Raw genomic sequence first — 24,050 nt, 5'->3', positions numbered from 1 at the left:
TGACCGCTTCCAAGGGCGCTGACACGATCACCAATCTAGCTCCCCCGCCTCTCCGGGGCTTCAGCGCGCAACTGAGAGCCGTCGACCGCTGGGGACGCGTGCCGGCGGACCAGAGCCGAACCAATTTCCGCGGTACCCGACGAGTTACCCCTGGCGCGACGAAATCAGGCGTCACCTTACCGATCGAACGAAAGACCGTCAGACGGGTAGGGACTCTTGCCACGCTGGTTTTGCAGCCGTCGTGATACGGACACAACCCAGTAGGCTCGCTGAAGTGAGCGAGGTGCAGGCAGGGTCCGGCAGATCCGGCGAGTCCGGCGGGGTGCGACGGCGCGACGCGGAGGCCGTGCACCCCATCGTGCGGCAGACCGCCGAATGGTGCTGGCGGTTGCTGATCATCTTGGCGGCGGTGGTCGCGGTGGCCTATCTGGCGCGGCGGCTCTCGACGGTCACCATTCCGATCTCCATCGCGCTGCTGGGCGCGGCCCTGATGGCGCCGCTGGTCAATTGGATGCAGCGGTTCGGGGTACCGCGGGCGATCGGGGTGTTCGTGGCGCTGGTGGGGGCGCTCGGTCTGCTCGCCGGAATCATGACCTTCGTCGTCGAGCAGTTCGTCTCGGGCGTGCCGCAGCTGACGGACGAGTTCAAGACCTCCGTGCACCAGGTGCAGGACTGGCTGATCAACGGTCCGCTGCATCTGAGCAACGACCAGATCCGCAATGCGGGCGACACCATCGTCAAAACCGTCGAGTCGAACAAGGACGCGCTGACCAACGGGGCGCTCACCACCGCCACGGTCATCGGTGAATTCTTCACCGGCACGTTCCTGACCCTGTTCATCCTCATCTTCTTCCTCTACGGCGGCGACCAGATCTGGGAGTTCGTGACCCGCATCGTCCCGACCCGGCACCGGGCGAAGGTGCGTCAGGCCGGGCGGCTGGGCTTCGGGACGCTGACCGGCTTCGTCCGGGCCACCGTGATGGTGGCGGCGGTGGACGCCATCGGTATCGGGGCGGGCCTGGCCATTCTCAATGTGCCGCTGGCGCTTCCGCTGGCCTCGCTGGTCTTCATCGGCGCGTTCATCCCGATCGTGGGTTCGTTCATCGCCGGTTCGGTGGCGGTCTTCATCGCGCTCATGACCAAGGGCATCGTCACCGCGCTCATCGTGCTGGGCATCACGGTGGCGGTCATGCAGCTGGAAGGCCATGTGCTGCAACCGCTGCTGATGGGCCGCGCGGTCCGTATCCATCCGCTGGCCGTGGTGCTCGCCATCGCGGCGGGCGTGGTGCTTGCGGGTCTCGCGGGCGGTCTGCTCGCGGTGCCGTTCGTGGCGGTGCTCAATACCGCCATACGCTCGCTGCTGGCCGATTCGCCCGACGAGCTCTATCAGGACCTGCACACCGGGGACCCGAGCAAACCCATGTTCAGCGCCGAACCCGATACCCCCGACCCGGACCGCTACAGGGTGCCGGTACCCGTGGCCGAGGACGACCACGAGACGCCCCCGAAGCCCGCGGGCGGCAGCGGGGACGCCGGGGACTGACGGTGACCCGGGGGCAGGCGGAGCCCGATCCCGCCTGGGCGGCCACCGCGCCGCTGTGGCGGGCCGTGCAGGCGTTCCGGCTGGTCACCCTGTTGTACGCGGTGGGCCAGCAGATCGCCTCGGTGTCGTACTACAGCAATCAGCGGTTGAGCTGGGCGCTGATCGCCGTGATGGCGGTGTGGTCGGGCATCTCGGCGGTGCTGTTGTCGCAGTGGCGGATCCGGCACGAGCCACGGGTGCGCACCGCCGTGGTGGTCGGCGACCATCTCGTGGTCATCGCCCTGATCTTCGCCACCCGGCTGGTCGCGCCCTACGACTGGTATCACCACCATCAGACCCTGCCCACCACGCTCTGGGCCGCCAATGCCGTTGTCTCCGCGGCGATTCTGTGGGGACCGTTCGGCGGCATCTGCTCGGGTCTGCTCATCTCCGCCGCCGTCATCACCGCACGGGCGCAGTGGGACTTCGACGTGTGGCGTGACGCGACGCTGCCCGTCCTGATCTCGGTGGGCCTCGCGCTGGGTCTGGCCTCCGATACCGCCCGCCGCGCGCACGCGCAGCTGCAGCGCGCCGTCCGGCTCACCGCCGCCGCCCAGGAACGCGAACGCCTGGCCCGCGAGGTGCACGACGGAGTCCTGCAGGTACTCAGCTACATCAAGCGCCGCGGCAATGAAATCGGTGGCCCGACAGCCGAACTGGCGCAGCGCGCGGGCGAGCAGGAGGTGGCGCTGCGCGTGCTCCTCTCCGAACAGGGCGATCGCACCGACGCCGGGGGCGCGGAGGAGGATCTGCGGCCGCTGCTCACCGCACAGGCCACCCCGTCCGTGTTCGTCTCCACCCCCGGTCATCCGGTGCCGTTGGGCCACTGGGCGGCCCGCGAGGTCGCCGCCGTCGTGGCCGCCGCCCTCGCCAATGTGGTCCAGCACGCCGGTCCCGGTGCGAAAGCGTATGTGCTGCTGGAGGATACCGGCGACGAGCTCATCGTGAGCGTGCGCGACGACGGCCCCGGCATTCCGCCCGGCCGGCTCGCCGAGGCCGAAGGGCAGGGGCGCATGGGTGTTTCGCGGTCCATCGTCGGGCGCATCGCCGCCCTCGGCGGCACGGCGCAGCTGCTGTTCGAGGCGGCGCCCGAGGACGGTGAGGGCGCGGAATGGGAGTTCCGCGTGCCCCTGGAACCGCGACACTGAGAGCCCTCGATCGGTGACACTTGGGCACCCTCGAACGGCCACAATGAGATCGGAGGCGGACATGACCGAATCGGATGCCGGAATCACGGTGATGGTGGTGGACGACCACCCGATCTGGCGGGACGGGGTCGCCCGCGACCTGGCCGAGGCCGGATTCGATGTGGTCGCCACCGCCGACGGCGTGCGCGCCGCCGGGGCCCGCGCGAGCGCCGTGCAACCGGCGGTCGTGCTCATGGACATGCAGCTCCCCGACGGCAACGGCGCCGACGCCACCGCCGAGGTGCTGCGAGTCTCCCCGCGCACCCGGGTGCTGGTGCTGTCGGCCTCCGCCGAACGCGACGACGTGCTCGACGCCATCAAGGCCGGCGCGACCGGCTACCTGGTCAAGAGTGCTTCGGCCACCGAACTGCTGGACGCCGTCCGCGCCACCGCGGCGGGGCAGGCCGTCTTCACCCCGGGACTCGCCGGTCTGGTGCTGGGCGAGTTCCGCCGGATCGCCGGCACCCCCGCCGAACGCGACGAACCGCACCGCCCCGCCCTCACCGACCGCGAGACCGAGGTACTGCGCATGGTGGCGAAGGGCTTGTCCGCCAAGCAGATCGCCACCCGGCTCGGGCTCAGTCACCGCACCGTGGAGAACCACGTGCAGTCCACGCTGCGCAAACTGCAGCTCGGCAATCGCGTCGAGCTGACCCGCTACGCCATCGAGCGGGGTCTCGAGTAGGGGGACGGTTCAGGGATTGCCCTGATGCGGTGGCGGCCCCGCGCTGGCTAGCCTCGAAGCATGGGAGGTCCTGAAGCGGTTTCCGCGATCGTGACCGGCAACGCCGTGATCGGCGACCGGGATCTGCGGGTATCGGATGTCGAACGCGAACATGTCGGCCGGCTGCTGCAGCGCGCGGTCGGGCTGGGCATGCTGTCGCTGGGGGAATTCACCGAGCGCATGGATACCGCGCTCGCGGCCAAGACCCGCGGCGAACTCAATGCGGTGCTGATCGATCTGCCGGGCGTCCGGCTGGTCGGCCAGCCCGCCCCCGCCGGGCAGCATTTCGTGCAGCCGCCGCCCCGGTACGCGACCGCGCACCGGATGCCACCGGCCGTGCCCTCCAATGTGATTCGCGCGCGGCTGTCGAGCGTGGAGCGCAAGGGCGCCTGGCACGTGCCGCCGTCGCTGGCGATCAACAGCATGCTGGGCAGCGTGCGCCTGGACTTCACCCAGGCCGTCATGTCCACCCAGGTGGTGGAGATCCACGTGAACGACACCTGCAGTTCGATCGAGCTGATCGTGCCGGGCGAGGCCACCGTGGACCTCAATGCCATCGACCTGATCGGCTCCAGCGCCAACACCAAGGTGCGTACCGGCCCGCCCATCGGTCCGCTGCACCTGGTGGTGCACGGCACGCTGCGGTTCAGCTCCGTCACCGCGAAGCACCCGTTCGGCACCAACTGGAAGCGGTTCCTCAACGGGGCGTGACCGTCGGCCCGAGCCGCAGTGCCGAGGAATCGAGCGCGGCGGCAGGCGGATCCGGACGGTAGGGTCACGCACATGGTGGATGGCGTCCCGACCCCGGAGGCAGTGCATCGATCCGGCGGCGGCGAGCCGCTGCTCCTGCTGCACGGTGTCCTGCTCACCTGGCAGTCCTGGGGCGCGGTGCTCGACGAGCTGGCCACCGGCCACACCGTGCTCGCCCCCACCCTCCCCGGCCACTGGGGCGGACCCGAGGCCGCCCGGCCCGCCACCGTGGCCGCCCTGGCCGACCACTGCGAGCGCCTGCTCGACGAATCCGGTTGGGACACCGCGCATATCGCGGGTAATTCGCTGGGCGGCTGGATCGCGCTGGAACTCGCCGCCCGCGGCCGCGCCCGATCCTGCACCGCCATCGCCCCCGCGGGCCTGTGGCGCACGCCCGCCGCCGCTGATTCGCTGCTACGCAAGTTCCGGGCCTTCGGCCCGCTCATCGGCCTGGGGCCCGACCGCCAGCCGAGCATGCCCTCGCTGCTGCGCAGCCTGCTGCTCCCGCTGCTCGCCGATCGCCCCGCCATGGTGCCCAATCCGCTGGCCAAGGCGATGACCGCCGCCATCACCGAATGCGCCATCGCCGACGACCTGGCCGAAGATCCGGATCTCCCCACGGGTTTCACCCGGCTGAGCGAACTGGACATGCCCACCGCCATCCTGCTGCCCGACCGCGACCGCGTGCTCCCGCCCCACGTCTACGCTCCGCTGACCCCCACAGCCGCTGTCGAGGTGCGTCCCCTGCCCGGGTTGGGCCACGTGCCCATGCTCGAGTCCCCGGACCTGATCACCGCCGAGATCCGCGCCACCATCGCCCGCGCCGAGGCCCCCGCCCGGCGTGCCTGACCCGGAGTGGGCATGACTGCGCCCGTCGCCTGGGTGGTGGCGACGGGCGCGGGGTTCGGGGTGCCGGTGTCGGCGAGGACCTGGCGGTGCAGGGTGCGGACCGTTCCGGCGGTGCTCGCGACCCTGGTCGCGGTGGCTGGTGCGGCATTGAATCCGGGAGGAGACGCGAACCCGGCCTCGAACCGATACCAGGTCCTCGCCGCCGCGATCGTGATTGCGGCCGCCGGGCCGGCGGGTGCGGTGCTCGGTGGGCGACTCCGGGCCGGGGACGTGACGGCGAGCCTGAGCTTCGGCGCGGCAACGGTTCCGATGCTGGCCGCGCCGATCATGTTCGGCCGCACCGGGTCGGTTCTCGTCTCGGCCACCGTCGCGGCGGCGCTGCTGGGGGTCGCGGTAGTGCCGTGGTTGCCGAAACTCGGTGCCCCCGCCCGGATTCCGGGGCATCTGGCCGTGGTGTCCGCGCTCGCGGGTGCGTTCGCGCTGCTCGAGGCCTGCGTAGGGATCGCGCGGGTGCAGACGCTGCCGGTGGCGCTGTTGCTGGTCGCGATGGGATTCCTCGGGGTGGCCGGGCAGCAGCGGTCGCGGGTGGCGGCGGGCATCGGCGTCGCCTTCGGCGCCCTCGGCGCGCTGACCTTCTTCTACCGGGCCGACATCGCGACCTTGGCCGACCAGTCGGAAGCTGAAGCGCACCTTGGTCTTTCGACCGCGTTGTCGGCGTTCGCCGGGCTGGCCACCCTGGCCGTCGCCGGTTGGTGCGCGCGCCGGATCGGCCTGCTGAACCGCGAATCCGAGGCGACCGTGCTGTCGGTGTTCGCCGGTATCGGGGGTCTGTACGCGGTGACGGCCCTGACCGTCTCCGTGGGCATCGCCACCGGGAACCGCAACGGTTTTCTGGCCGGGCACGCCATCGCGACGATCGTCTGGATGGCCGCCGCCACCGCGGCGCTGCTGTACGGCCTGCGCCGCCTGGCGCGTATCCCGCAGCGGGCCAAGGTCGCTCTCGGCGCGGGCCTGCTGGTCACCGCCGCGGCGCTCGCGAAGCTGTTCCTCTTCGACCTGGCCACCCTGGACGGTCTGGTCCGGGCGGCGGCGTTCCTGGTGGTGGGTGTCCTGCTGCTCGTGGTGGGGACCCGCTACGCGCGGGCGTTCGGCGACATGGACTCCGGCGTGCGGTCCGCGTAGCGCGGGGAGATTCGTGTAGCACGGGGAATCAGGAAGGCCCGGCCGAGAATTCGGCCGGGCCTTCCTGATGTCCGGGTATCAGTCGTGGTTCTGGCGGCGGAGCAGTTCGTTGACGCTCACCGTGCGTCCGTCGCCGCCCCGATGCTTGGCGTCCTCGTCCGGATTCTCGGCGGGCGGGCGACGCCGTGAGGAGCGCAGATCCGACATCCACTGCTCGATGCTGCTGCGGCCGGCGCCGTCCTGCGGCGCATCCTGCGCGGCGTGGTGCGTCGGATGCTGTTCCTCGGCAGTGGTTTCCGCGAGCTGTTCGGTGGGCTCGCTCTGCTCCGGCTCCGGCGGGTGCGGCTGGTACAGCTGTGCCCGGGTCGCCGGATGCGGCGGGATCTTCGGCGTCGGCGGCGGCAGCACCCGCTCCGAACCGACCACCGGCGCGGGCGACTGCGAATCCGCGGGCGCGGCAGGCGCTCCCGGCTGCGAGACCGACGGCATCGGGTTCACGGGGGCGACCGGCGGGGCAGCAGCGGGCGGCGCAGCCGCGAGGCCACCGTCCTGACCGCGGGCCGCGCTGTCGGCGGCCGGCTCGGGCGCACGCTGCGGCAGCCCGCCACCGGCATTCGCGGATCCCCGTGCGGGAGAGGCGAAGTCGCCGATGGGGTGCGGGGCCATCGGGCCGCGGGCAGCGCCCGGACCGGTGAGGTTGGCGCCCAGACCGGTACGGCCGGAACCGAGATCGGTGGTCGGCGCGTCCTCCGCAGCCGCGCTGACGCGCCGGGGGGCGAGCGGCGGGGTGACCTCCGCCGGTGCGGCGGTACCGCTTTCGCTGACCGGCGCGGGCGACTCGGCGGCGGGCTTGGCGAAGGCCGGCGCCGCGGTGGTCGACGGGGTGACACCGCGGCCGGGACGCATGGCGGCGGACGGGAATCCTGGCGCGCGCTTGGTCTCCGGGGCCGGGGCAGCCGCGGAGCTGTCGGCGGGTGGCGTGGGCTCCGGGGTCTGCGGGGACTCGATGCGCTGGGCGGGCTCCGCCGGCTGGACGGGCTCGGCCCGCTCGACCTTGTCGATGCGCTGGGTCGGGGCCTCGCTGTCCACGTCGACGGTGCGGGCCGGGCGCGGCTTGCGCGACCGCGCCGGGGCGGCGGTGCCGTCGGACAGGATCGGGATCTGCATGGTGACCGGGTCGGTGATCGGGGTGGTCTTCACCAGGTCGACCACCTCGCCGCCGCCGGGCCGCTCATCGTCGAGGATGGGCTCGCCCAGGCCGATCTTCTGCTGGATCTTCTTCATCCACTTGGGCGCCCACCAGCAGTCGTCACCGAGCAGCTTCATGGTGGCCGGTACCAGCAGCATGCGCAGCACGGTCGCGTCGATGAACAGCGCCGACACCATGCCGTAGGCGATGTACTGCATCATCACCAGGTCGGAGAAGGCGAATGCGCCCGTGACCACCAGCAGGATGAGCGCGGCGGCGGTGATGATGCGGCCGGTCTGCGCGGTGCCCGCGCGCACCGCCTCCGTGGTGCTCGCCCCCTGGGTCCGGGACTCGACCATGCGGGAGAGCAGGAACACCTCGTAGTCGATGGACAGGCCGTAGACCACGGAGATGATCAGCACCAGCACCGGCGACATGATCGGCTGCGGGGTGAAGTTCAGCAGGCCGGCGCCGTGGCCGTCGATGAAGATCCAGGTCAGGATGCCCAGGGTGGAACCCAGGCCGAGCGCGCTCATGAGCGCGGCCTTGATGGGCAGCACCAGTGAGCCGAAGGTGAGGAACATCAGGATGGTGGTCACCAGCACCACCAGCGCGATCATCAGCGGCATGCGATCGACCAGCTGGTCGATGCTGTCCTGCATCATCACCGGGGTTCCGCTGACCATCACCTCGGCGCCGTCCGGGACGTCGATCGCGCGCAGGTCTTCGATGGTCTCGGTGATGTCGCTGCCCTTTTCGAGCGACCGTGAGGTCGTCCACACATTCGAGCCGTTGGGCGGAGTCTGCGGGAGCGAGAACGTGGTCTTGGGCTGCAGTCCGCGGGCCTGGTTGGCCTCGTTGAGGATGGTGCCGATGTCCTTCGGGTTATCGGTGATGATGACCAGCTGAACCGGGTCGGCCTTGCGCAGCGGGAAGGTCTCGTCGAAGTGCTGCTGCGCCAGCCGGGTCGGATTGTCCGGCGGCAGATAGGTTTCGCTGATACCGCCGAACTGCAGGTTCTTCACCGGGATGATCAGCAGCAGCAGGCCGATGGTCAGCGGGATGGCGACCTTGAGCGGGTGCTTCATGACCCAGGCGGTGAGCTTGCCCCAGAAACCGTTCTCGATTTGCTCGGTGGTCTTGGTCTTGCGGAACCGCTTGAGCCCCAGCGCATCCACGCGCGGACCCAGAATCGACAGCAGCGCGGGCAGGATGGTGACCGCGGACACCGCGGCCAGTGCGACCGTCGCGATGGTGCCGTAGGCCACCGACTTGAGGAAGCCCTGCGGGAACAGCAGCATGCCGGCGCTGGCCGCGATGATCATCGTCGCGGAGAAGATCACGGTGCGCCCCGAGGTCACGACCGTACGCCGCACCGCCGCCTTGGTGTCGTAGCCGTCGGCCACCTCCTCGCGGAAGCGGCTCACGATGAACAGGCCGTAGTCGATCGCCAGGCCCAGGCCGATCATCGAAACTACCGGGGAGACAAACGAATTCACCTCGGTGAACTTGGTGATCGCCATGACGATGCCGTTCGCGCCGAGCACCGTGAGACCACCGATGATGAGCGGCAGCGCCGCCGCCACGATTCCGCCGAAGATGAAGAACAGCAGGATGGCCACCACCGGAATGGCGATGATCTCCATACGCTTCTGGTCCTGCGCCATGGTGTCGTTCAGCGTGCCCGCGACCGGCTGCAGACCGGCGACCTCGACCTTGACATCCGGAATGTAGAAGGCGTCCTTCACCTTCCGGTAGTTCCGGACCATATCGGTGTCGTTGTCGCCCTTGATGGCGATGGAGGCGAAGGCGTGCTTGCGGTCCGGGCTGGCGGCCTGGGCCAGCTGCTGACCGGTGTTGGTCTTCCAGGGTGAGCCGTTGATCTGACCGATCTCCGGGTACTTCACCGGCAGGTTGTTCAGGTTGTCGATGATCTTCTGATTCCACGCGGGATCATCGACGGTGCCACCGTCCGGCGCGGTGTACAGCACCACCACGTCGCTGTTGTGATCGCGCCCGTACACCTGGTCCTTCAGGACCGCGGCCTGAGAGGACGAGGAGTTCGGGTCGAACCATCCGCTGGAGCTGAGATGGTCCTCCAGCCCGAATCCGAAGGCTCCGAGCGAGAGCATTGCGGCCACGACGACACCCAGAACGGTGTAGCGCAGCTTGTAGACCAGGTCGCCCCAGCGGGTGAACACTAAGCGACTCCTTGAGCGGGGCGGGAGGTGAGCAGGGCCGACAGCGGCCGGAACGGCTGCAGCCACGCACCCTCGTCGGGCAGCGAGTCGAGGCTGACCCGGGGCAGTGGTTCACGGAACACGCCCGGGATGTCCTCGAGGTCGATGAACTCGAGAATATCCGACGTGACCGCCCAACTCGCGTGCTCGCGGAAACCCAGCACCTGAACAGGCACGCCGGCGGCGGCGATCTCCTCGAGCGGGGCGCGGAACGCCTGCCCGTCGGCGGAGGCCACCATGATCCCGGCCAAACCCGCGCCGCGACGGCGTAGTTCGATGTGGGAGAGCATGTCGCTGTCCACATCGGAGTCTTCGTCGATCTTGGGTTTGGCGAAGACGGCGTAGCCGACATTGCGCAGGGCCTCGACCCAGGGGCGCACCACATCGGCGGTGCCGGGGGCGATATTGGTGAAGACCGTGGCCTCGGGTTCGACCCGGGTTTTACTGCCCACCGACAGTTCCGCGGTGCGGGCCAGCAGCCAGCGGCCCAGCGCGTCGAAGCGGGGGCGATAGGCGGCGGTCGGGCGTCCGCCGAGAATGGCGCCCAGGCCCATGTCGAGGTTCGGCGCATCCCAGACCAGCAGGACGCGACGCACGTCGGTGGCGGTGCCGCCCAGGGCGATCCCGGCATTGCCGTGGAGCCCTGCGGTGCCCGATAGTTCGGTCGAATCGGAGCCGTGCATTATTCCGGCAACTTCCGACACACCGTGGGCCATCTCACTGACGCTCATGATTCGATCTTCCCCCAGATGAACTCTGTGATGGCGCTACCCGCGCGGAGTCCTTTGCTTTCGAACTTGGTAATCGGGCGTTCGAAACCAATCGGTGCTTTGTTTCGGTAGGCCTCGGGATCCCCTCCGGTCGGCTCGTTCATGCCGATGAGCAGGGGTTCTGCATTTCCGTACAGGCCGATCCACTCGGCGTAGTCCGCATGGTCGGTGGCGACATGCAACACGCCGCCCGGAATCAGCCGGCTTGCGATGAGTGCGAAGGTTTCCGGCTGCAACAGCCGCCGCTTGTGGTGGCGCGCCTTCGGCCACGGGTCCGGAAAGAACACGCGCACCCCGGTCAGCGATTCCGGAGCAATCATATTTTCCAGGACATCCACGGCATCGCCGCGCAGCAGCCGGAGGTTGTCGATGCCCTCGCGCTCGACGCGCTGCACCAGCTGGGCCAGACCCGGCTTGTAGACCTCGATGCCGATCAGGTTGAACTGCGGCTCGGCCTGCGCCATGGCCGTGGTGGCGGTGCCGGTGCCACAGCCGATCTCGATGATCAGCGGCGCCGAGCGCCCGAACCAGGCGTCGGCGTCCAGCTTTTCGTCGGAGACGTCCTTGCCGATCACCGGCCACACCCGATCCCAGGCGTCCTGGCGCGCGGGCGATATCGCGCCGCGGCGGGCGCGGAAGCTGGTGACCCGGGGGTAGAGGCGGTTGCCCGCGGGCCGATCCGGCCGGCCGATGGTGGCTTCCGAGTGATCGGCGTCACCGTTGGGCTGGGCGGGCCGCGGCCCGGGAACTGGCTCGGCAGTGTGGTTCGCGGCGTCGTTCACGGCGTCCATTGTCCAGTATTGGATACTTCGCGCAGCAATCGACCACGGTTGCCGCGACCGCGATCACTCAGGCTGCCAGGCCCGAGACCTCGCCGGACGCCGGTGTGGCGGCCGGGCGCAGCGGGAGTCCGAGGGTGACTCGCATTGCGGTAGTTGCCATTTCCACCATGCCGCGCCAGTGTGCCGGGGACAGCGCGACCGACCAGACGGTCTTGGTCGTCGGTTCGGTGAGAGCCTTCCCGGCCAGCCGATCGGCCAGCCAGTCCAGGCTCATCGGGGTCGCCAGCGGCAGCAGTGAGAAATGCTCGCTGAGGCGATCGCGGACGTACCAGACCGCCGCGCCGCCCGCCCGGTACCGCTCGACCTGACCGTCGATGCCCGCCGCGTCGATGACCTGATCGTGCACCGGCTGCACCACCAGCACCGGGCACGCGGGCACGCGATTGCCCAGGCGCAGCTCGTCGAACATGTCCTCGAGATCCGGCAGGATCTCCGCCAGTGGACGCCGCAGACAGTCGTCCATGCGGCGGCCCACCAACAGCGGCAGCACCGCGATCGGGCCCAGGGAGCGGGCGCGCTCCAGCAGGCGACGGCCCTCGGGGGTGAAGTCGCGGCGCACCACCTCGGCCAGCGCCGGGTAGACCTGCTGCAGCGCCGCGATCACGATCGCTGGAAAGCCCGCGAACAGGCCGCCGTTCAGGTTCAGGAACACGTGGCGGGGATCACCGACCGGCGCGCCCAGCACCGCGCCGACGATATTGAGCTCGGGCGCGTACTCGGGAGCCATCTCCACCAGCCACGAACTGGCCATGCCGCCACCGGAATAGCCCCACACCGCGACCCTGGCGTCCGCCCGCAGACCGAGTGGCGCGAAACGCAGTGCGGCGCGGACACCGTCGAGACCGCGGTAGCCGGGCTCCCGCGCCACACCGAAATTCCCCTGCGGCCCTTCATGATCGGCGATGCTGACCGCCCAGCCGCGGCGCAGCGCGTTCGCGACCAGCAGCCATTCGAGCTGGGTGATGGAGCCGGGGGACAGGGCGCCGCGCTGCAGCGCATAGGACGGGGCGCAGCGGTCGGTCACGGCGTCCATGGCCGTCTGGAAGGCCAGCAGCGGGCGCTCCGCATCCGGTTCGGCGCCCTCGGGCAGCAGCACCGTGGTGACCGCGACCTCGGCCCGGCCGTGCAGATCCTGGCTGCGGTACAGCAGCTGCCAGGCCGTCACGTGCTGCGGCACCAGGCCGAACAGCGCGATGTCGACCGGGCGGCTGCGCAGGATCGTGCCCGCCGCGTAGCGGGCGAACCCGCGCGGTGGATGGAAGAAAGGGTCCCGGCCGGGCGGCAGCGGGCGGCTGCTCGGCGGCCCGGCCGCTGCCGGTCGTAGTGTCCCTTTCGGCCCCGGTGTCCCGGATGATTCGATGACGTCCGCGTTGACCGTCATCGCCACCTCCCCTCGTCGCGCCCGGCCGTGGACCGAGAGGGGTCGCCGCAGCCGTGCATCGGCCCTGATGCCGACCGAATCGCCAGAGTAGGGCAATCCCAGGTGTCTGTGAAGAGCGGTTGCGCCGAATTGTGCGGGCGCACAGAAGGACCCGGATCGGTCTGCTTCCTCACCGCCTGACCTGCTTGTTTGTGATCCGAAATGCCCACGCGCCCAGTGGCTTCCGGCTAGGCTGCCCGCGTGCCGGTCGGGCGATCTCCGCGCATCCAGGTGACGGGCCGGGCCCGTGCGGGTAAAACCACCCTGCGACATGCACTGTCGCTGCTCACCGCTGAAGAAACCCGACCGGTCGACCAGCCCGGGCAACCGGCCCCCGTGCTCGACGCCGATCTCGTCCTCTATGTTCTCCCGGGCCTGGCCTGGCACGCCGACCGCCGCCTGCTCGCCACCGTCCGCCCGGACCGCACCCTTGTGGTGCTCAACAAGGCCGATGGCATCGGCGCCCGCTGGCCCGATGCCGCCGCGGCGGCCGCCGATCTCACCACCGACCTCGGTCTGCCCGTCTTCCCGGTGGTCGCGTCCCTCGCCGCGCGCACCCGCTCGGGCACCCTCACCGACGCCGACCTCCGCACCCTCCACCGCCATCGCGACCGCCCCGACCCACCCCTCACCCTCTCGCACGACCTCTTCACCGCTCCCGACCTCGCCCCCGACCTGGAATCCCGCCGGGCCCTGCTGGACCGCTGGGACCTCTTCGGCGTCTCCTGCGCCCTCGCAGCCCTCCGCCGCCACCCCACCCTGCCCCCGCAGCTCCTGCTGCAAATCCTCCACTGCGCCAGCGGAATAGACCCCCTCCACCACGAACTCCACCGCCGCTACGAGGCCGTCGCCGCCACCCTCGGCGATTGATTCGCCTGGGGCCAAGCCGAATACGCCGCCGGATACGAATCAGCGGTGTTGATCCCCGAACCCCGCCCCGCTGACTCGCCGCCGTTGCACGGGCTCGAACTTCCGCCGTTGCATCGGCCGACCCCGGCCGATGCGGACCGGTCTGTCCGGGGCGGTGCACCCGTCGCCGAACCTCCCGCATCGCCGGCCGAGCTGCCCGCGGCGGTGGAAGCCGTTGTCATGCGCTGGAATCCGCACGGTCTGGCCCTGCTGCGGGCGATTGCCCCCGAGCCGCGGGCCGGAGCCACCGCGATCGCGCTCCTCAGCGGCGACGAGTCGCACGCGGCGGCCTTGCGGGTCGAATTGGCCCGGTTCCAGCCGCGGATCGACCTCATCGTCGTCACGGAGGCCGGAGCCGACACAGAGGACGCCGACCCGGCGTCCGCGACCGGCGCAGGACCCGGGGCGCGTCCGTGTCCGGTGGCGCTCGTCGTGCTCGACGCCGGGGCGCTGATCGGCGGCGAAATGCTGGCGCGGGTGCGGGCGTTGCGGTCGGACGGGACGCGGATCGTGTTCGCGCTGGATGGGATTCACGCGCATCGGGAGTGGCGGGAGGTGCGGAGGCTGGATGTCGAGCTGCTGGCGAAGGCTGGTGGCGAGAGTGGGGCGGAGATCGTGCCGGTGTCGGCGCGGATGGCGGCGGTGGCGCGGGCAGCGAGGGATCCGGCGCTGCTGGATCGGTCGGGGGTGGGGCTGTTGCATGCGCGGCTGGTGGCGGCGGCCGGGGCGGGGGCGGTGGGGGATCAGGTGGCGATCGTGCGGGAGCGGGTGGTGGCCGAGACGCGGCGGCGGATCGTGGCCCAGGCCGGGAAGCTACGGGACGGTGGGGATGTGGCGGGCCTGCGGGAGGAGCGGGCACGGCTGCTGGCGGTGAGTGACGGCGGGCGGGGCTCGGCCATGACGATCGTGCGGAATCGGCTGCAGTTGGCGCGAGTGGATCTATTGCACGAGGTCGGAGCCAGAATCCGGGCGCTGCACGGGGAGCTGCGGGCCGAAATCGAACGCCTGCCGCGCAGCGCACACGCCGAATTTCCGCGGCATGTGAGCGATTCTGTGGAAAAGCTCACACAGGAGATGGATCGTTCGATTCGCTCCCGGGTCGGCGAATTGTGCCGTCAGGTCGAAGAATCCGTCGCGGAGGAATGGCATATATCTTTTCCGGCACCCGCGGAACGGGTGTCGAGGACGGTTCCCACGCCGGGCCCGCGGCTGCGGGGTGCGGAGGACCACCTGGTGATCGCGCTCGGCGCCTCGGCCGGCTTCGGGCTGGGCCGGCTGGTGGTGGCTCCGCTGGCCCTGCTGCAGGCCTTCGACTTCGCGATCGTGCCGGTCAGTCTGCTCCTCGGTGCCGCCGCCGCGGGCTGGGTGGTGCGCGCCCGCCGGCACCTCGCCGACGGCGCTCACCTGCGGCAATGGGTGGCGGACACGCTGGTCGACGCTCGGGCTCAGCTGGAGCAGCGGGTCGCCACGGCCCTGGTCGACGCCGAGGAACGGCTCACCGACGAGGTGCTCGGGAGCGCCACCGCGCGCATGGTGGAAACCGATCTGCGGGTCGGTGAATTGGAGGCGCAATTGCGGCAGGCGGCGCAACGGCGCCCCGCTTTACTGCTGGCATGCGATCGTGACCTGGCCGCACTCGAATTCGCTCAGCGCCTGGTCGGAGGTTTCGACCCGGTACCGAGTGGACAACCCGATTCCGTACACCCCGATATATGGCGTTAACCTCTATGGCAGGAACCAGGGCATCCGTTGCGTTCTTGTACGCGCGTCCAGCCGGTACGGGCAAGCGTCGAGACCAGTGGGAGCCCTGCCGCAATTGGTGGCACTCGGTGTCGCGAGCCGTGGTCCTCGGCTCGATGACCTCGGGGCCGCCCATCTCAGGAGAGTTTTCATGACCTCAGCGACCATTCCTGGTCTTCACGATGGCACCGCGCCCACCGAGCACAAGGAACTGCTTGCCTGGGTACAGGAGGTCGCAGAACTCACCCAGCCCGACCGCGTGGTCTGGTCGGACGGTTCCGACGAGGAGTGGGACGCCCTCACCACCAAGCTGGTCGAGGCGGGCACCTTCAAGAAGCTGAACGAGAGCAAGAAGCCCAACTCGTTCCTCGCCCTCTCCGACCCCTCCGACGTCGCCCGCGTCGAGTCCCGCACCTACATCTGCTCGAAGACCGAGGCCGACGCCGGTCCGACCAACAACTGGGTCGACCCGACCGAGATGCGCGCCACCATGACCGAGCTGTACCGCGGCTCCATGAAGGGCCGCACCATGTACGTGGTGCCCTTCTGCATGGGCCCGCTGGGCGCCGAGGACCCGAAGCTGGGCGTCGAGATCACCGATTCCGAGTACGTCGTGGTGTCGATGCGCGTGATGACCCGCGCCGGCAAGGCCGCCCTGGAGAAGCTCGGCGCCGACCGGCCGTTCGTGAAGGCGCTGCACTCGCTGGGCGCGCCGCTGGCCGAGGGCCAGGCCGACGTGCCGTGGCCGTGCAACGACACCAAGTACATCACCCACTTCCCCGAGGACCGCGAAATCTGGTCCTACGGTTCGGGTTACGGCGGCAACGCGCTGCTGGGCAAGAAGTGCTACTCGCTGCGCATCGCCTCGGCCATGGCACACGACGAGGGCTGGCTGGCCGAGCACATGCTCATCCTCAAGCTGATCTCGCCGGAGAACAAGGCGTACTACGTGGCCGCCGCGTTCCCGTCGGCCTGCGGTAAGACCAACCTCGCCATGATCCAGCCGACCATTCCGGGCTGGCGCGCCGAGACCCTCGGCGACGACATCGCGTGGATGCGCTTCGGCAAGGACGGGCGACTGTATGCCGTCAACCCGGAGTTCGGCTTCTTCGGTGTCGCGCCCGGCACCAACCACTCCTCCAACCCCAACGCGATGGCCACCATCGACGCGGGCAACACCGTCTACACCAACGTCGCGCTGACCGACAACGGCGACGTGTGGTGGGAGGGCCTGGAGGGCCAGCCCGATCACCTGATCGACTGGAAGGGCAACGACTGGTACGAGCGCGAGTCGGAAACCCTGGCCGCGCACCCGAACTCGCGCTACTGCACCCCGATGTCGCAGTGCCCGACCCTGGCTCCCGAGTGGGACGACCCGCAGGGCGTGCCGATCTCGGCCATCCTCTTCGGCGGCCGCCGCAAGACCACGGTCCCGCTGGTGACCGAGTCCTTCGACTGGCAGCACGGCGTGTTCATGGGCGCCACCCTGTCCTCCGAGCAGACCGCCGCCGCCGAGGGCAAGGTCGGCACCGTGCGCCGCGACCCGATGGCCATGATCCCGTTCATGGGCTACCACGTGGGTGACTACATCGGCCACTGGATCAACCTCGGCAAGAACGCCGACGCCCAGAAGCTGCCGAAGATCTTCTACGTCAACTGGTTCCGCCGTGGCGAGGACGGCCGCTTCCTGTGGCCCGGCTTCGGCGAGAACTCCCGCGTGCTGGAGTGGATCGTCAACCGCATCGAGGGCACCGCGGAGGCCGAGGCCACCCCGATCGGCAATGTCCCCGCCGCCGCCAACCTCGACCTCGAGGGCCTGGACGTGAACGCCGCCGACGTCGACGAGGCGCTCGCGGTCAACGTCGAGGAGTGGAAGCGGGAGATCCCGCTGATCGAGGAGTGGTTCGAGTTCATCGGCGACAAGCTGCCCTCCGGGATCCGCGACGAGTTCGAGGCCCTGAAGCAGCGTCTCGCGTAGAGACATGACGAAAACGGCTCGCCCGCACGCTCGGTGCGGGCGAGCCGTTTTCGTCGGAGATGGGCGGTGGGCCCGGCCGGGACGGGACCACTGATTTCGGGGTGGCGAGGGTAACTCGCCGGGTACCCCCGAAACTGTTTCGGCTCCCAACCGGCGGCACGGGATGCACGTCTGGAGACGGCACCCGTGCCGCCCGCTGAAGGTACGGAGAGGCGGGGGAGCTCAGCTGCCCATGGGCATCAGCAGGGACTTCTGCTCGCAGTAGGCTTCGAGGCCCTCGGGGCCGTTCTCGCGGCCGATGCCGGAGGTCTTGTAGCCGCCGAACGGGGCGCAGGGGTCGAAGGCGTACCAGTTGATGGCGTAGGTGCCGGTGCGGACCTTGGCCGCGATGGCGGCGCCGTGCTCGATGTCGGTGGTCCAGACCGAGCCGGCGAGGCCGTAGTCGCTGTCGTTGGCGATGGCGACGGCCTCCTCCTCGGTGTCGTAGGGGAGGACGGAGAGGACCGGGCCGAAGATCTCCTCGCGGGCGATGGTCATGGCATTGGTGACGTCGGCGAAGACGGTGGGGCGGACGTACCAGCCGGGGAGGTCGGCGGGGCGGTCGCCGCCCAGGATCAGGCGCGCGCCCTCGTCCTGGCCCTTGGCGATGTAGCCCTCGACGCGCTCGCGCTGTTTCTCCGAGATGAGCGGGCCCAGTTGGGCATTGGGGTCGTCGGGCAGGCCGACCGGGAGCAGGCCCACGGAAGCGGTGAGGGCGTCGAGGATTTCGTCGTAGCGGCCGCGCGGTGCGAGGATGCGGGTCTGGGCCACGCAGGCCTGACCGCTGTTCATCAGGCCCGCGAAGGCGAGCTTGGGCATGTCGGCGATGTCCATGTCGGGCAACAGGATCGCGGCGGACTTGCCGCCCAGTTCCAGCGAGCAGCGCTTGAGCTGGCTGCCCGCGATGGCGGCGATCTTGCGGCCGACCGCGGTACTACCGGTGAAGGTGACCTTGTCCACGCTCGGGTGGGAGACCAGGTATTCGGCGGCGTCGGCCTCGGCGGGCAGCACCGACAGCACGCCCTCGGGAAGGCCGGCCTCGGCGAAGATGTCGGCGAGCAGGTTGGCGGCCAGCGGGGTGAGCGGCGCGGGCTTGAGGACGACGCTGCAGCCGGCCAGCAGGGCGGGCGCGAGCTTGTTGACGGCCAGGAAGAGCGGGACATTCCAGGCGATCACGGCGGCGACCACGCCGACCGGTTCGCGGGAGACCCGGGTGGTGCCGAACAGGCCGGTGCGAGATTCGGTCCAGGGGAAGGACTTTCCGAGTCCGGCGTAGAAGTCGAGGGTGGCGCGGGCGGGGACGTAGTTGAGGGTGCTCGCGGCCAGGGCGGGCGCGCCCATCTCGGCGGAGAGGGCGGCGGCGAGGTCGCCGGCCTTCTGATCGAGCAGGGCGACGACGCGGGCCAGCAGGGCGGCGCGCTCCTCCGGCGGGGTGGCGGGCCAGGGTCCGCTGTCGAAGGCCCGGCGGGCCGCGGCGACCGCGGCGTCGATGTCGGCGCGGGTGACGACGGGCACGCTGCCGACGGTTTCCAGGGTTGCGGGCGAGACGACGGGCAGGGTGTCGGCGCCGGCCGGTGCGGTCCAGCGGCCACCGATGAACAGACTCTGGTACTCCATGAGAACACGTTACAGTTTTGCGTTGGGCGCTGTCCCCCGTGTGCGGGGCAAACGTCCCGCTGACCGGGATCTTCTTTGAAATAGGACTCCTCGGTTTCTAAGCAGTCCGGTTACCGGCGCGGCGAAACCTGATTCGGATTCGGGGTTGCCGGGCCGTGGCTTATGCTCGGCCCAGTACGCCTTTCTCCACCAATCCGGTCGGTTGCTATTTATTAGCTCTTCGAAAGGTAGATCCCCGCATGTCCGATGTGCGCCTCGACGACTTCCTGCTCGGTGAGCTCTATGATGTCGACTCACCGGGTGTCAGCACTCCCATGCAGCGGGCTGCGGGTCAGTTGCAGCGGGTGCTGCCGCCGGGGTGGCATGTCGAGGTGGTGGAGGCGACCTATCCGACGGTCCGGAAGGGGCAACCTGTCTTCCGGCTCCAGCTGCCCGAGGACTGATCCGCTCCGGATGCGCGGGACCGCAAGCCATTCCGCATTCTTGTGGCAATCTGGCAGCAGTCCGCAATATCGAATTCCGACCTGTTGGTTCGCTTTTCACCGAACGCACTATTGCATTCGGAAGCCGCAGCGAGCATGCTTTATAGCTACCGTGGATAGCTCGCTCGATTCATGAACCGTTACCGCACAGGGGAGTCCGAGTCATGGCGGTGCAAGTGGTCGGCAGATCCCTGATGACCAGTGATCTCACGCCGCATCAGGCGAAAAGCGTCGGCGCGGGCGGTTGGGTGGTGTCCTTCCTGCCGGGCCGGACCCTGACCACCGAGCAAGCCGCCGCCGCATTACAGGCGGCCGAAGCGGTTGCCACCGTGAACGCCCTCGCCGGTCAGGTCGGCCTGACCGCCTTGGAGACGGTCGGGTTGGCTACCCAGGAGTCACCGTGGGGCGAACCCGAACCGTGCACCGGCCTACGCCGGATCTGGCGGCGCGGATTCTCCATAGGCTGACCGCGGCCGCTTGGTCGCCACCACGACCAGGTTGCTGACCAGCAGCTCCCGCAGTACCGGGACGCGCACCATCCACCAGGCCCAGCGCGGGTGATAGCGCGGGAACACCGCGAGAATCCCGATGTCGTCCGGAGTTTCGCGCGCCCACCGCATACCCTCGGCCGCCCGCACCGCGAACAGCGACTGCCCGAAACGATTCTTGGGCTCCCGCCCGTGCTTGCGCCGATACCGCCGCGCCGCGTACTCCCCGCCCAGGTAATGCCACGGCCCGGTCTCGTGGCCGCCGAACGGCCCGTGCCACACCGTGTACGAAAAGACCATGAGGCCACCGGGTTTGGTGACCCGCAGCATCTCGGCGGCCATCACCCACGGCTGCGGCACGTGCTCGGCCACATTCGAGGAGATGCAGACGTCCACCGCGTCGTCCCGGAACGGCAGCGCCATCCCGGACCCGCGCACCGAGCCCGCGACTCGCAAACCGGCCGCGTGCATCTCCGACGGGTCCGGCTCCACCGGCAGATAGCGGGCCCCCGCCCGGCCGAACTCGTCCGCGAAATAGCCCGGACCGCCGCCCACGTCCAGCACGATCGTCCCGCGCAGCGACTTCCCGGTCAGATCCCGGTAGAAGTCCGACACCAGATCCGCGGTATCGGCCGCCACCCCGCCGTAGAACACGGCCGGATCGGTCTGCTCGAACCGGAAACTGCCCAGCAGCCGTAGCGACCGGCGCAGCGTCGCCCGGCGGGCGAATCGCGGGCGGCGCGGTCTGGTCTGATCGGCTCGAAGCACGGCGGCAAGTTTCGCACAGCCGCGCACCGGCCCGGACACCCGCTCGCAACCTCGCACCCCGGCATCGATGCGCGGCACGCGCAGGTCGGATGACCACTGCTGGCCCGGAACGGGCGGCCGGGCTATATGGTGGAGCCCATTGTCTGCCTGTCCCCGACCGACCCTGACCCCCTGGAGATCCGCCCGTGCGTGAAGTGCTGCTGCTGTGCTGGCGCGACACCGGGCATCCGCAGGGTGGCGGGAGCGAGCGGTATCTGGAGCAGGTCGGGACACAGCTGGCCGCGCGCGGCGTCAAGGTCACGCTGCGGACCGCGGGCTATCCGGGTGCGGCAAAGCGGGAGTCGATCGACGGCATCGAGATCAGCCGGGGCGGTGGGCGGTTCACGGTGTATCCGCGGGCGCTGGCGGCCATCGCGCTGGGCCGGTTCGGGATCGGCCCGCTCAAGGGCTTGCGGCCCGACGCGGTCATCGACACTCAGAACGGCATCCCCTTCTTCGCCCGGGCCGCGACGGCCGCGCCGACCGTGGTGCTCGTGCATCACGGGCATCGCGAGCAGTGGCCGGTGGCCGGGCGACTGGTCGGGCGGATCGGCTGGTGGATCGAATCGCGGCTGTCGCCGCGCGTGCACCGCGGCAATCAGTACCTGACGGTTTCGCTGCCGTCGGCCGAGGAGCTCACCGCGCTCGGAGTGGCCGGGACGCGGATCGCGGTGGTGCGCAATGGCGCCGAACCGATTCCCGTGCAGGTGCCGGCCGGCGACGACGCTACCCGCACCGCGCACCCCAGCATCGTGGTGCTCTCGCGGCTGGTGCCGCACAAGCAGATCGAGGACGCCATGGCCGTGGTGGCCGGGCTGCGCGGGTGGATCCCGGGTCTGCACCTCGACGTGATCGGCGACGGCTGGTGGGCCCCCAATCTGCGCGCCCATGCGCGCGAGCTCGGGATCGCCGACGCGGTCACTTTCCACGGCCACGTCGACGAGGAGGAGAAGCACCGGCTGCTGGGCCGCGCCTGGGTGCATGTGCTGCCCTCGCGCAAGGAGGGCTGGGGGCTGGCGGTCATCGAGGCGGCCCAGCACGGGGTGCCCACGGTCGGGTACCGCAGTTCACGCGGGCTCACCGACTCCATCGTGGACGGCGTGACCGGGCTGCTGGTCGACGATCCGGCCCAGCTCGTCGAGGCCGTGGGCGAACTGCTCGGCGATCCGGAGTCCCGGATGGTGCTGGGGGAGAAGGCGCGGGCGCGGGCGCGGGAATTCTCCTGGGAGCAGACCGGAAACGGCGTCTACGAGGTGCTGTCCGCGGTGACGCGCGGCGAGCGGGTGAGCGGTCTGATCGCGCCCGCGCGAGTGTGATTCGCGGGCATCGCAATTCGGCGAAGCCGCGCCGCGGTTCTCCTACGGTTCATAGCATCGAGACATGTGGATCATTCTCGTCATTGCGTTAGTCAGCATTGTCGTGATCGGGGTGGGATTCGGGCTCGGCTTCCCGCGGGACTGACCGCCGTGTCACGGAATGGATTGCGGCGGTGAGGAATCCGCTGGCCAGCAGCGCGGCCCACAGCAGATGCGCGGCGCCCGACAGGCGGCGGTTCGCGGCGGGGGCGTCGTGGGCCGCGATTTCGCCGGGTACCCGGTACAGCTGCACATCCCGGTCGGCGAAGAGCGGATTCAACTGCGCCAGGGTAGTTTTCGATTCGCCCATCGGTCCCGGCGTGCCGCCCTCGACCAGCACCCAGCCGACCCCCAGCTCGGCCAGCCGGTTCGCGGATCCGCCCTGCAACAACAGGTTCTCCACCTTCCGGGCCCGCTCGCCCTCACCGGACACCACGCCGCCGCGCACGGGAAGTTCACCGGTTTGCAGCACATCTCGCTTCAGCATGCGCGGAGCCGGATCCAGGACCGGCGCACTCCCCGAGTACCGGAACTTCCGGAACATCCCGCCCGGCAGCACCGCGACATCACCCGGCGCGTCGACCGCGTCCGCCACCCGCTGCCATCCGGCCGGATACTGCACCGGCCGCAGCGCGCCCCCGACTCCCCACGCCAGATCCGGCAGCGTGAGGAACACGATCGCGAGGAAAAGCACCGCGGCCCCGCCGGTTCGCGCCCGCGGCGACTCGGCGCTCACACCATCGACCTTGGTGGAAATCCAGCGCCCCACCACCCGGCATCCGGCGGCCGCGCACAGGGCATACGCGGGAACGGCCAGGGCCACGAACTTCTGGGTATCCCGGAGCAGCCCGGCCCCCGGCACCCTGGTCACCAGAAACTCACCCGCCGACAACCCCCAGCCGGTCGCGCCCAGCGCGGGCAGCACGATCGCCACCACCGCCAGCCAGACCAGGCGCCGCCGCGCAACTCGTGCCTCGCTGCGGGCCGCTGCGCCCCAACGAGATTCGGAGTCCGTGCCGGCGCCGAGGACCGCGCGTACGCCGGTTGCCACGAGAGCGAGCAGGAGCACTGTTGCGGCCAAGGCGAAGAACGTTGTGCGCGACCCGGGTACGGCGGTGCTGTTCCAGATGCCGCCCAGTCCCGCGAGGCTGCCGAGGGTGCCGAGCCAGGGCTCCGCGCGGGCGGCGAAGGCGGCGACGCCCGCCGGATCCGAGGGCTCCGCGCCCGCACCCGACAGTGCGGTCGCTGTCAGCCATGGGGCCGCCGACACGATCCACAGTGCCGCGGTGGCAGGCAGATTCCGTTTGCCGACCAGCAGTAGTGCCATCAGCCCCGCGAGCAGCGATCCGGTTGGAGTGAGCCCCGCCGCGGCGAGACACCCTGCCAGCCCGGCCCACGTACCGAGCGCGCCCACCCGTCCGGCGGTTGCGGAGCGCGCGCGTAAGCGAGTGGCGAGCAGGGCGATCCATGGCAGTGCCGCATAGCCGGTGAGGAGGCTCCAATGGCCCTGTAAAAGGCGCTCGGCCACATAGGGATTCCAGATGGCGACGGTCGCCGCCACCAACTGCGGGCCCAGCGATACGCGAAGCAGGTCGCGGGCCAGGCAAGCCGTACCCCAGCCGGCCAGCCACAGCGCAGCCAGCAGCATCGCCTTGACGAGGAGGCCGCCGTCCACCACCGCCGATCCGACGGCGATCAGCGCGTCCTGCGGCACGGCGCGCGGCGCGGCATCGCCGAGCCCCAGCGCGGAATCGGTGAGAAACGACCGCGGTGTACTGACCGCGTCCCGCAGCAGCAGGTATCCGGACCCGAGCAGTGGCCCCAGCACGATCAGCGCCAGCACCAGGCTGTACCCGGCGGGTACCAACCTGACCCGACCCCGCTCCCGACCCTGCGAACT

Annotated in this window: 19 protein-coding genes; 12 read left to right on the top strand and 7 right to left on the bottom strand. The window is 70.0% G+C overall.

The genetic code is table 11. From position 1 onward, the window contains the following. Positions 1–346 precede the first annotated feature (346 nt). The 6 genes from ACQP1O_RS41695 (at position 347) to ACQP1O_RS41670 (ending at position 6,274) form a co-directional block, all read left to right on the top strand. A complete protein-coding gene (locus tag ACQP1O_RS41695; protein WP_433567976.1) occupies positions 347–1,543 on the top strand; it encodes an AI-2E family transporter in 1,197 nt (398 codons plus the stop codon). A gap of 2 nt (positions 1,544–1,545) precedes the next feature. Next, a complete protein-coding gene (gene macS, locus ACQP1O_RS41690) occupies positions 1,546–2,730 on the top strand; it encodes a MacS family sensor histidine kinase (RefSeq protein ID WP_433563738.1) in 1,185 nt (394 codons plus the stop codon). 61 nt (positions 2,731–2,791) lie between these two features. After that, complete coding sequence (locus tag ACQP1O_RS41685; RefSeq protein ID WP_433563737.1) at positions 2,792–3,454, top strand: response regulator; 663 nt, start codon at positions 2,792–2,794, stop codon at positions 3,452–3,454. A 108-nt stretch (positions 3,455–3,562) separates the two neighbouring features. Then, positions 3,563–4,204, top strand: a complete 642-nt coding sequence (locus tag ACQP1O_RS41680) for a DUF1707 SHOCT-like domain-containing protein (RefSeq protein WP_433567975.1) — start codon at positions 3,563–3,565, stop codon at positions 4,202–4,204. A 72-nt stretch (positions 4,205–4,276) separates the two neighbouring features. Next, entirely contained in the window at positions 4,277–5,092 is an 816-nt protein-coding gene (locus tag ACQP1O_RS41675; protein ID WP_433563736.1) for an alpha/beta fold hydrolase, read from the top strand. 12 nt (positions 5,093–5,104) lie between these two features. After that, complete coding sequence (locus ACQP1O_RS41670) at positions 5,105–6,274, top strand: DUF2339 domain-containing protein (protein ID WP_433563735.1); 1,170 nt, start codon at positions 5,105–5,107, stop codon at positions 6,272–6,274. A gap of 78 nt (positions 6,275–6,352) precedes the next feature. Here the strand turns inward: ACQP1O_RS41670 and ACQP1O_RS41665 are convergent, their stop codons facing one another. Genes ACQP1O_RS41665 through ACQP1O_RS41650 form a run of 4 tightly spaced genes read right to left on the bottom strand, consistent with a single transcriptional unit; the run spans position 6,353 to position 12,696 of the window. Then, complete coding sequence (locus ACQP1O_RS41665; protein ID WP_433563734.1) at positions 6,353–9,664, bottom strand: MMPL family transporter; 3,312 nt, start codon at positions 9,662–9,664, stop codon at positions 6,353–6,355. Then, entirely contained in the window at positions 9,664–10,434 is a 771-nt protein-coding gene (locus tag ACQP1O_RS41660) for an NYN domain-containing protein (protein ID WP_433563733.1), read from the bottom strand. Before ACQP1O_RS41660 ends, ACQP1O_RS41665 begins: the two co-directional genes overlap by 1 nt. Continuing rightward, on the bottom strand, positions 10,431–11,264 hold the full coding sequence (gene trmB / locus ACQP1O_RS41655) for a tRNA (guanosine(46)-N7)-methyltransferase TrmB (RefSeq protein WP_433563732.1): 834 nt from the start codon (positions 11,262–11,264) through the stop codon (positions 10,431–10,433). The genes ACQP1O_RS41660 and trmB overlap by 4 nt, the downstream gene beginning before the upstream one ends. Positions 11,265–11,322: 58 nt before the next feature. Continuing rightward, positions 11,323–12,696, bottom strand: a complete 1,374-nt coding sequence (locus ACQP1O_RS41650; protein WP_433563731.1) for a lipase family protein — start codon at positions 12,694–12,696, stop codon at positions 11,323–11,325. A 240-nt stretch (positions 12,697–12,936) separates the two neighbouring features. Between ACQP1O_RS41650 and ACQP1O_RS41645 the strand changes: the two genes are divergently transcribed. From ACQP1O_RS41645 to ACQP1O_RS41635, 3 genes are all read left to right on the top strand, one after another. Beyond that, positions 12,937–13,605: a hypothetical protein gene (locus ACQP1O_RS41645; protein WP_433563730.1), complete on the top strand. Its 669-nt coding sequence runs from the start codon at positions 12,937–12,939 to the stop codon at positions 13,603–13,605. 45 nt (positions 13,606–13,650) lie between these two features. Then, complete coding sequence (locus ACQP1O_RS41640; protein WP_433563729.1) at positions 13,651–15,366, top strand: hypothetical protein; 1,716 nt, start codon at positions 13,651–13,653, stop codon at positions 15,364–15,366. 169 nt (positions 15,367–15,535) lie between these two features. Continuing rightward, entirely contained in the window at positions 15,536–17,362 is a 1,827-nt protein-coding gene (locus tag ACQP1O_RS41635) for a phosphoenolpyruvate carboxykinase (GTP) (protein WP_433563728.1), read from the top strand. Positions 17,363–17,584: 222 nt separating this feature from the next. On the opposite strand, the gene ACQP1O_RS41630 is transcribed toward ACQP1O_RS41635, so the two are convergent. Beyond that, the gene (locus tag ACQP1O_RS41630) at positions 17,585–19,018 is read right to left on the bottom strand and encodes an aldehyde dehydrogenase (RefSeq protein WP_433563727.1); all 1,434 of its coding nucleotides are present in this window, start codon (positions 19,016–19,018) and stop codon (positions 17,585–17,587) included. A gap of 239 nt (positions 19,019–19,257) precedes the next feature. On the opposite strand from ACQP1O_RS41630, the gene ACQP1O_RS41625 reads away from it, so the two are divergent. Together ACQP1O_RS41625 and ACQP1O_RS41620 are read left to right on the top strand one after the other, a co-directional pair. Beyond that, entirely contained in the window at positions 19,258–19,461 is a 204-nt protein-coding gene (locus ACQP1O_RS41625) for a hypothetical protein (protein ID WP_433563726.1), read from the top strand. A 203-nt stretch (positions 19,462–19,664) separates the two neighbouring features. Continuing rightward, entirely contained in the window at positions 19,665–19,967 is a 303-nt protein-coding gene (locus ACQP1O_RS41620) for a hypothetical protein (protein WP_379402909.1), read from the top strand. Here ACQP1O_RS41620 and ACQP1O_RS41615 read toward each other — a convergent pair. Continuing rightward, positions 19,929–20,756 carry a class I SAM-dependent methyltransferase gene (locus ACQP1O_RS41615; protein ID WP_433563725.1) on the bottom strand — a complete coding sequence of 276 codons (828 nt, stop codon included), beginning with the start codon at positions 20,754–20,756 and terminating at the stop codon, positions 19,929–19,931. The genes ACQP1O_RS41620 and ACQP1O_RS41615 overlap by 39 nt on opposite strands. Before the next feature lie 185 nt (positions 20,757–20,941). On the opposite strand from ACQP1O_RS41615, the gene ACQP1O_RS41610 reads away from it, so the two are divergent. Beyond that, the gene (locus tag ACQP1O_RS41610) at positions 20,942–22,111 is read left to right on the top strand and encodes a glycosyltransferase family 4 protein (protein ID WP_433563724.1); all 1,170 of its coding nucleotides are present in this window, start codon (positions 20,942–20,944) and stop codon (positions 22,109–22,111) included. 88 nt (positions 22,112–22,199) lie between these two features. On the opposite strand, the gene ACQP1O_RS41605 is transcribed toward ACQP1O_RS41610, so the two are convergent. Continuing rightward, positions 22,200–23,990 carry a hypothetical protein gene (locus ACQP1O_RS41605; protein WP_433567974.1) on the bottom strand — a complete coding sequence of 597 codons (1,791 nt, stop codon included), beginning with the start codon at positions 23,988–23,990 and terminating at the stop codon, positions 22,200–22,202. Positions 23,991–24,050 lie beyond the last annotated feature (60 nt).

Source organism: Nocardia sp. CA-151230 (assembly GCF_050942175.1).
GTDB lineage: Bacteria > Actinomycetota > Actinomycetes > Mycobacteriales > Mycobacteriaceae > Nocardia.
This window is presented reverse-complemented; position numbering and strand designations above follow the sequence as displayed.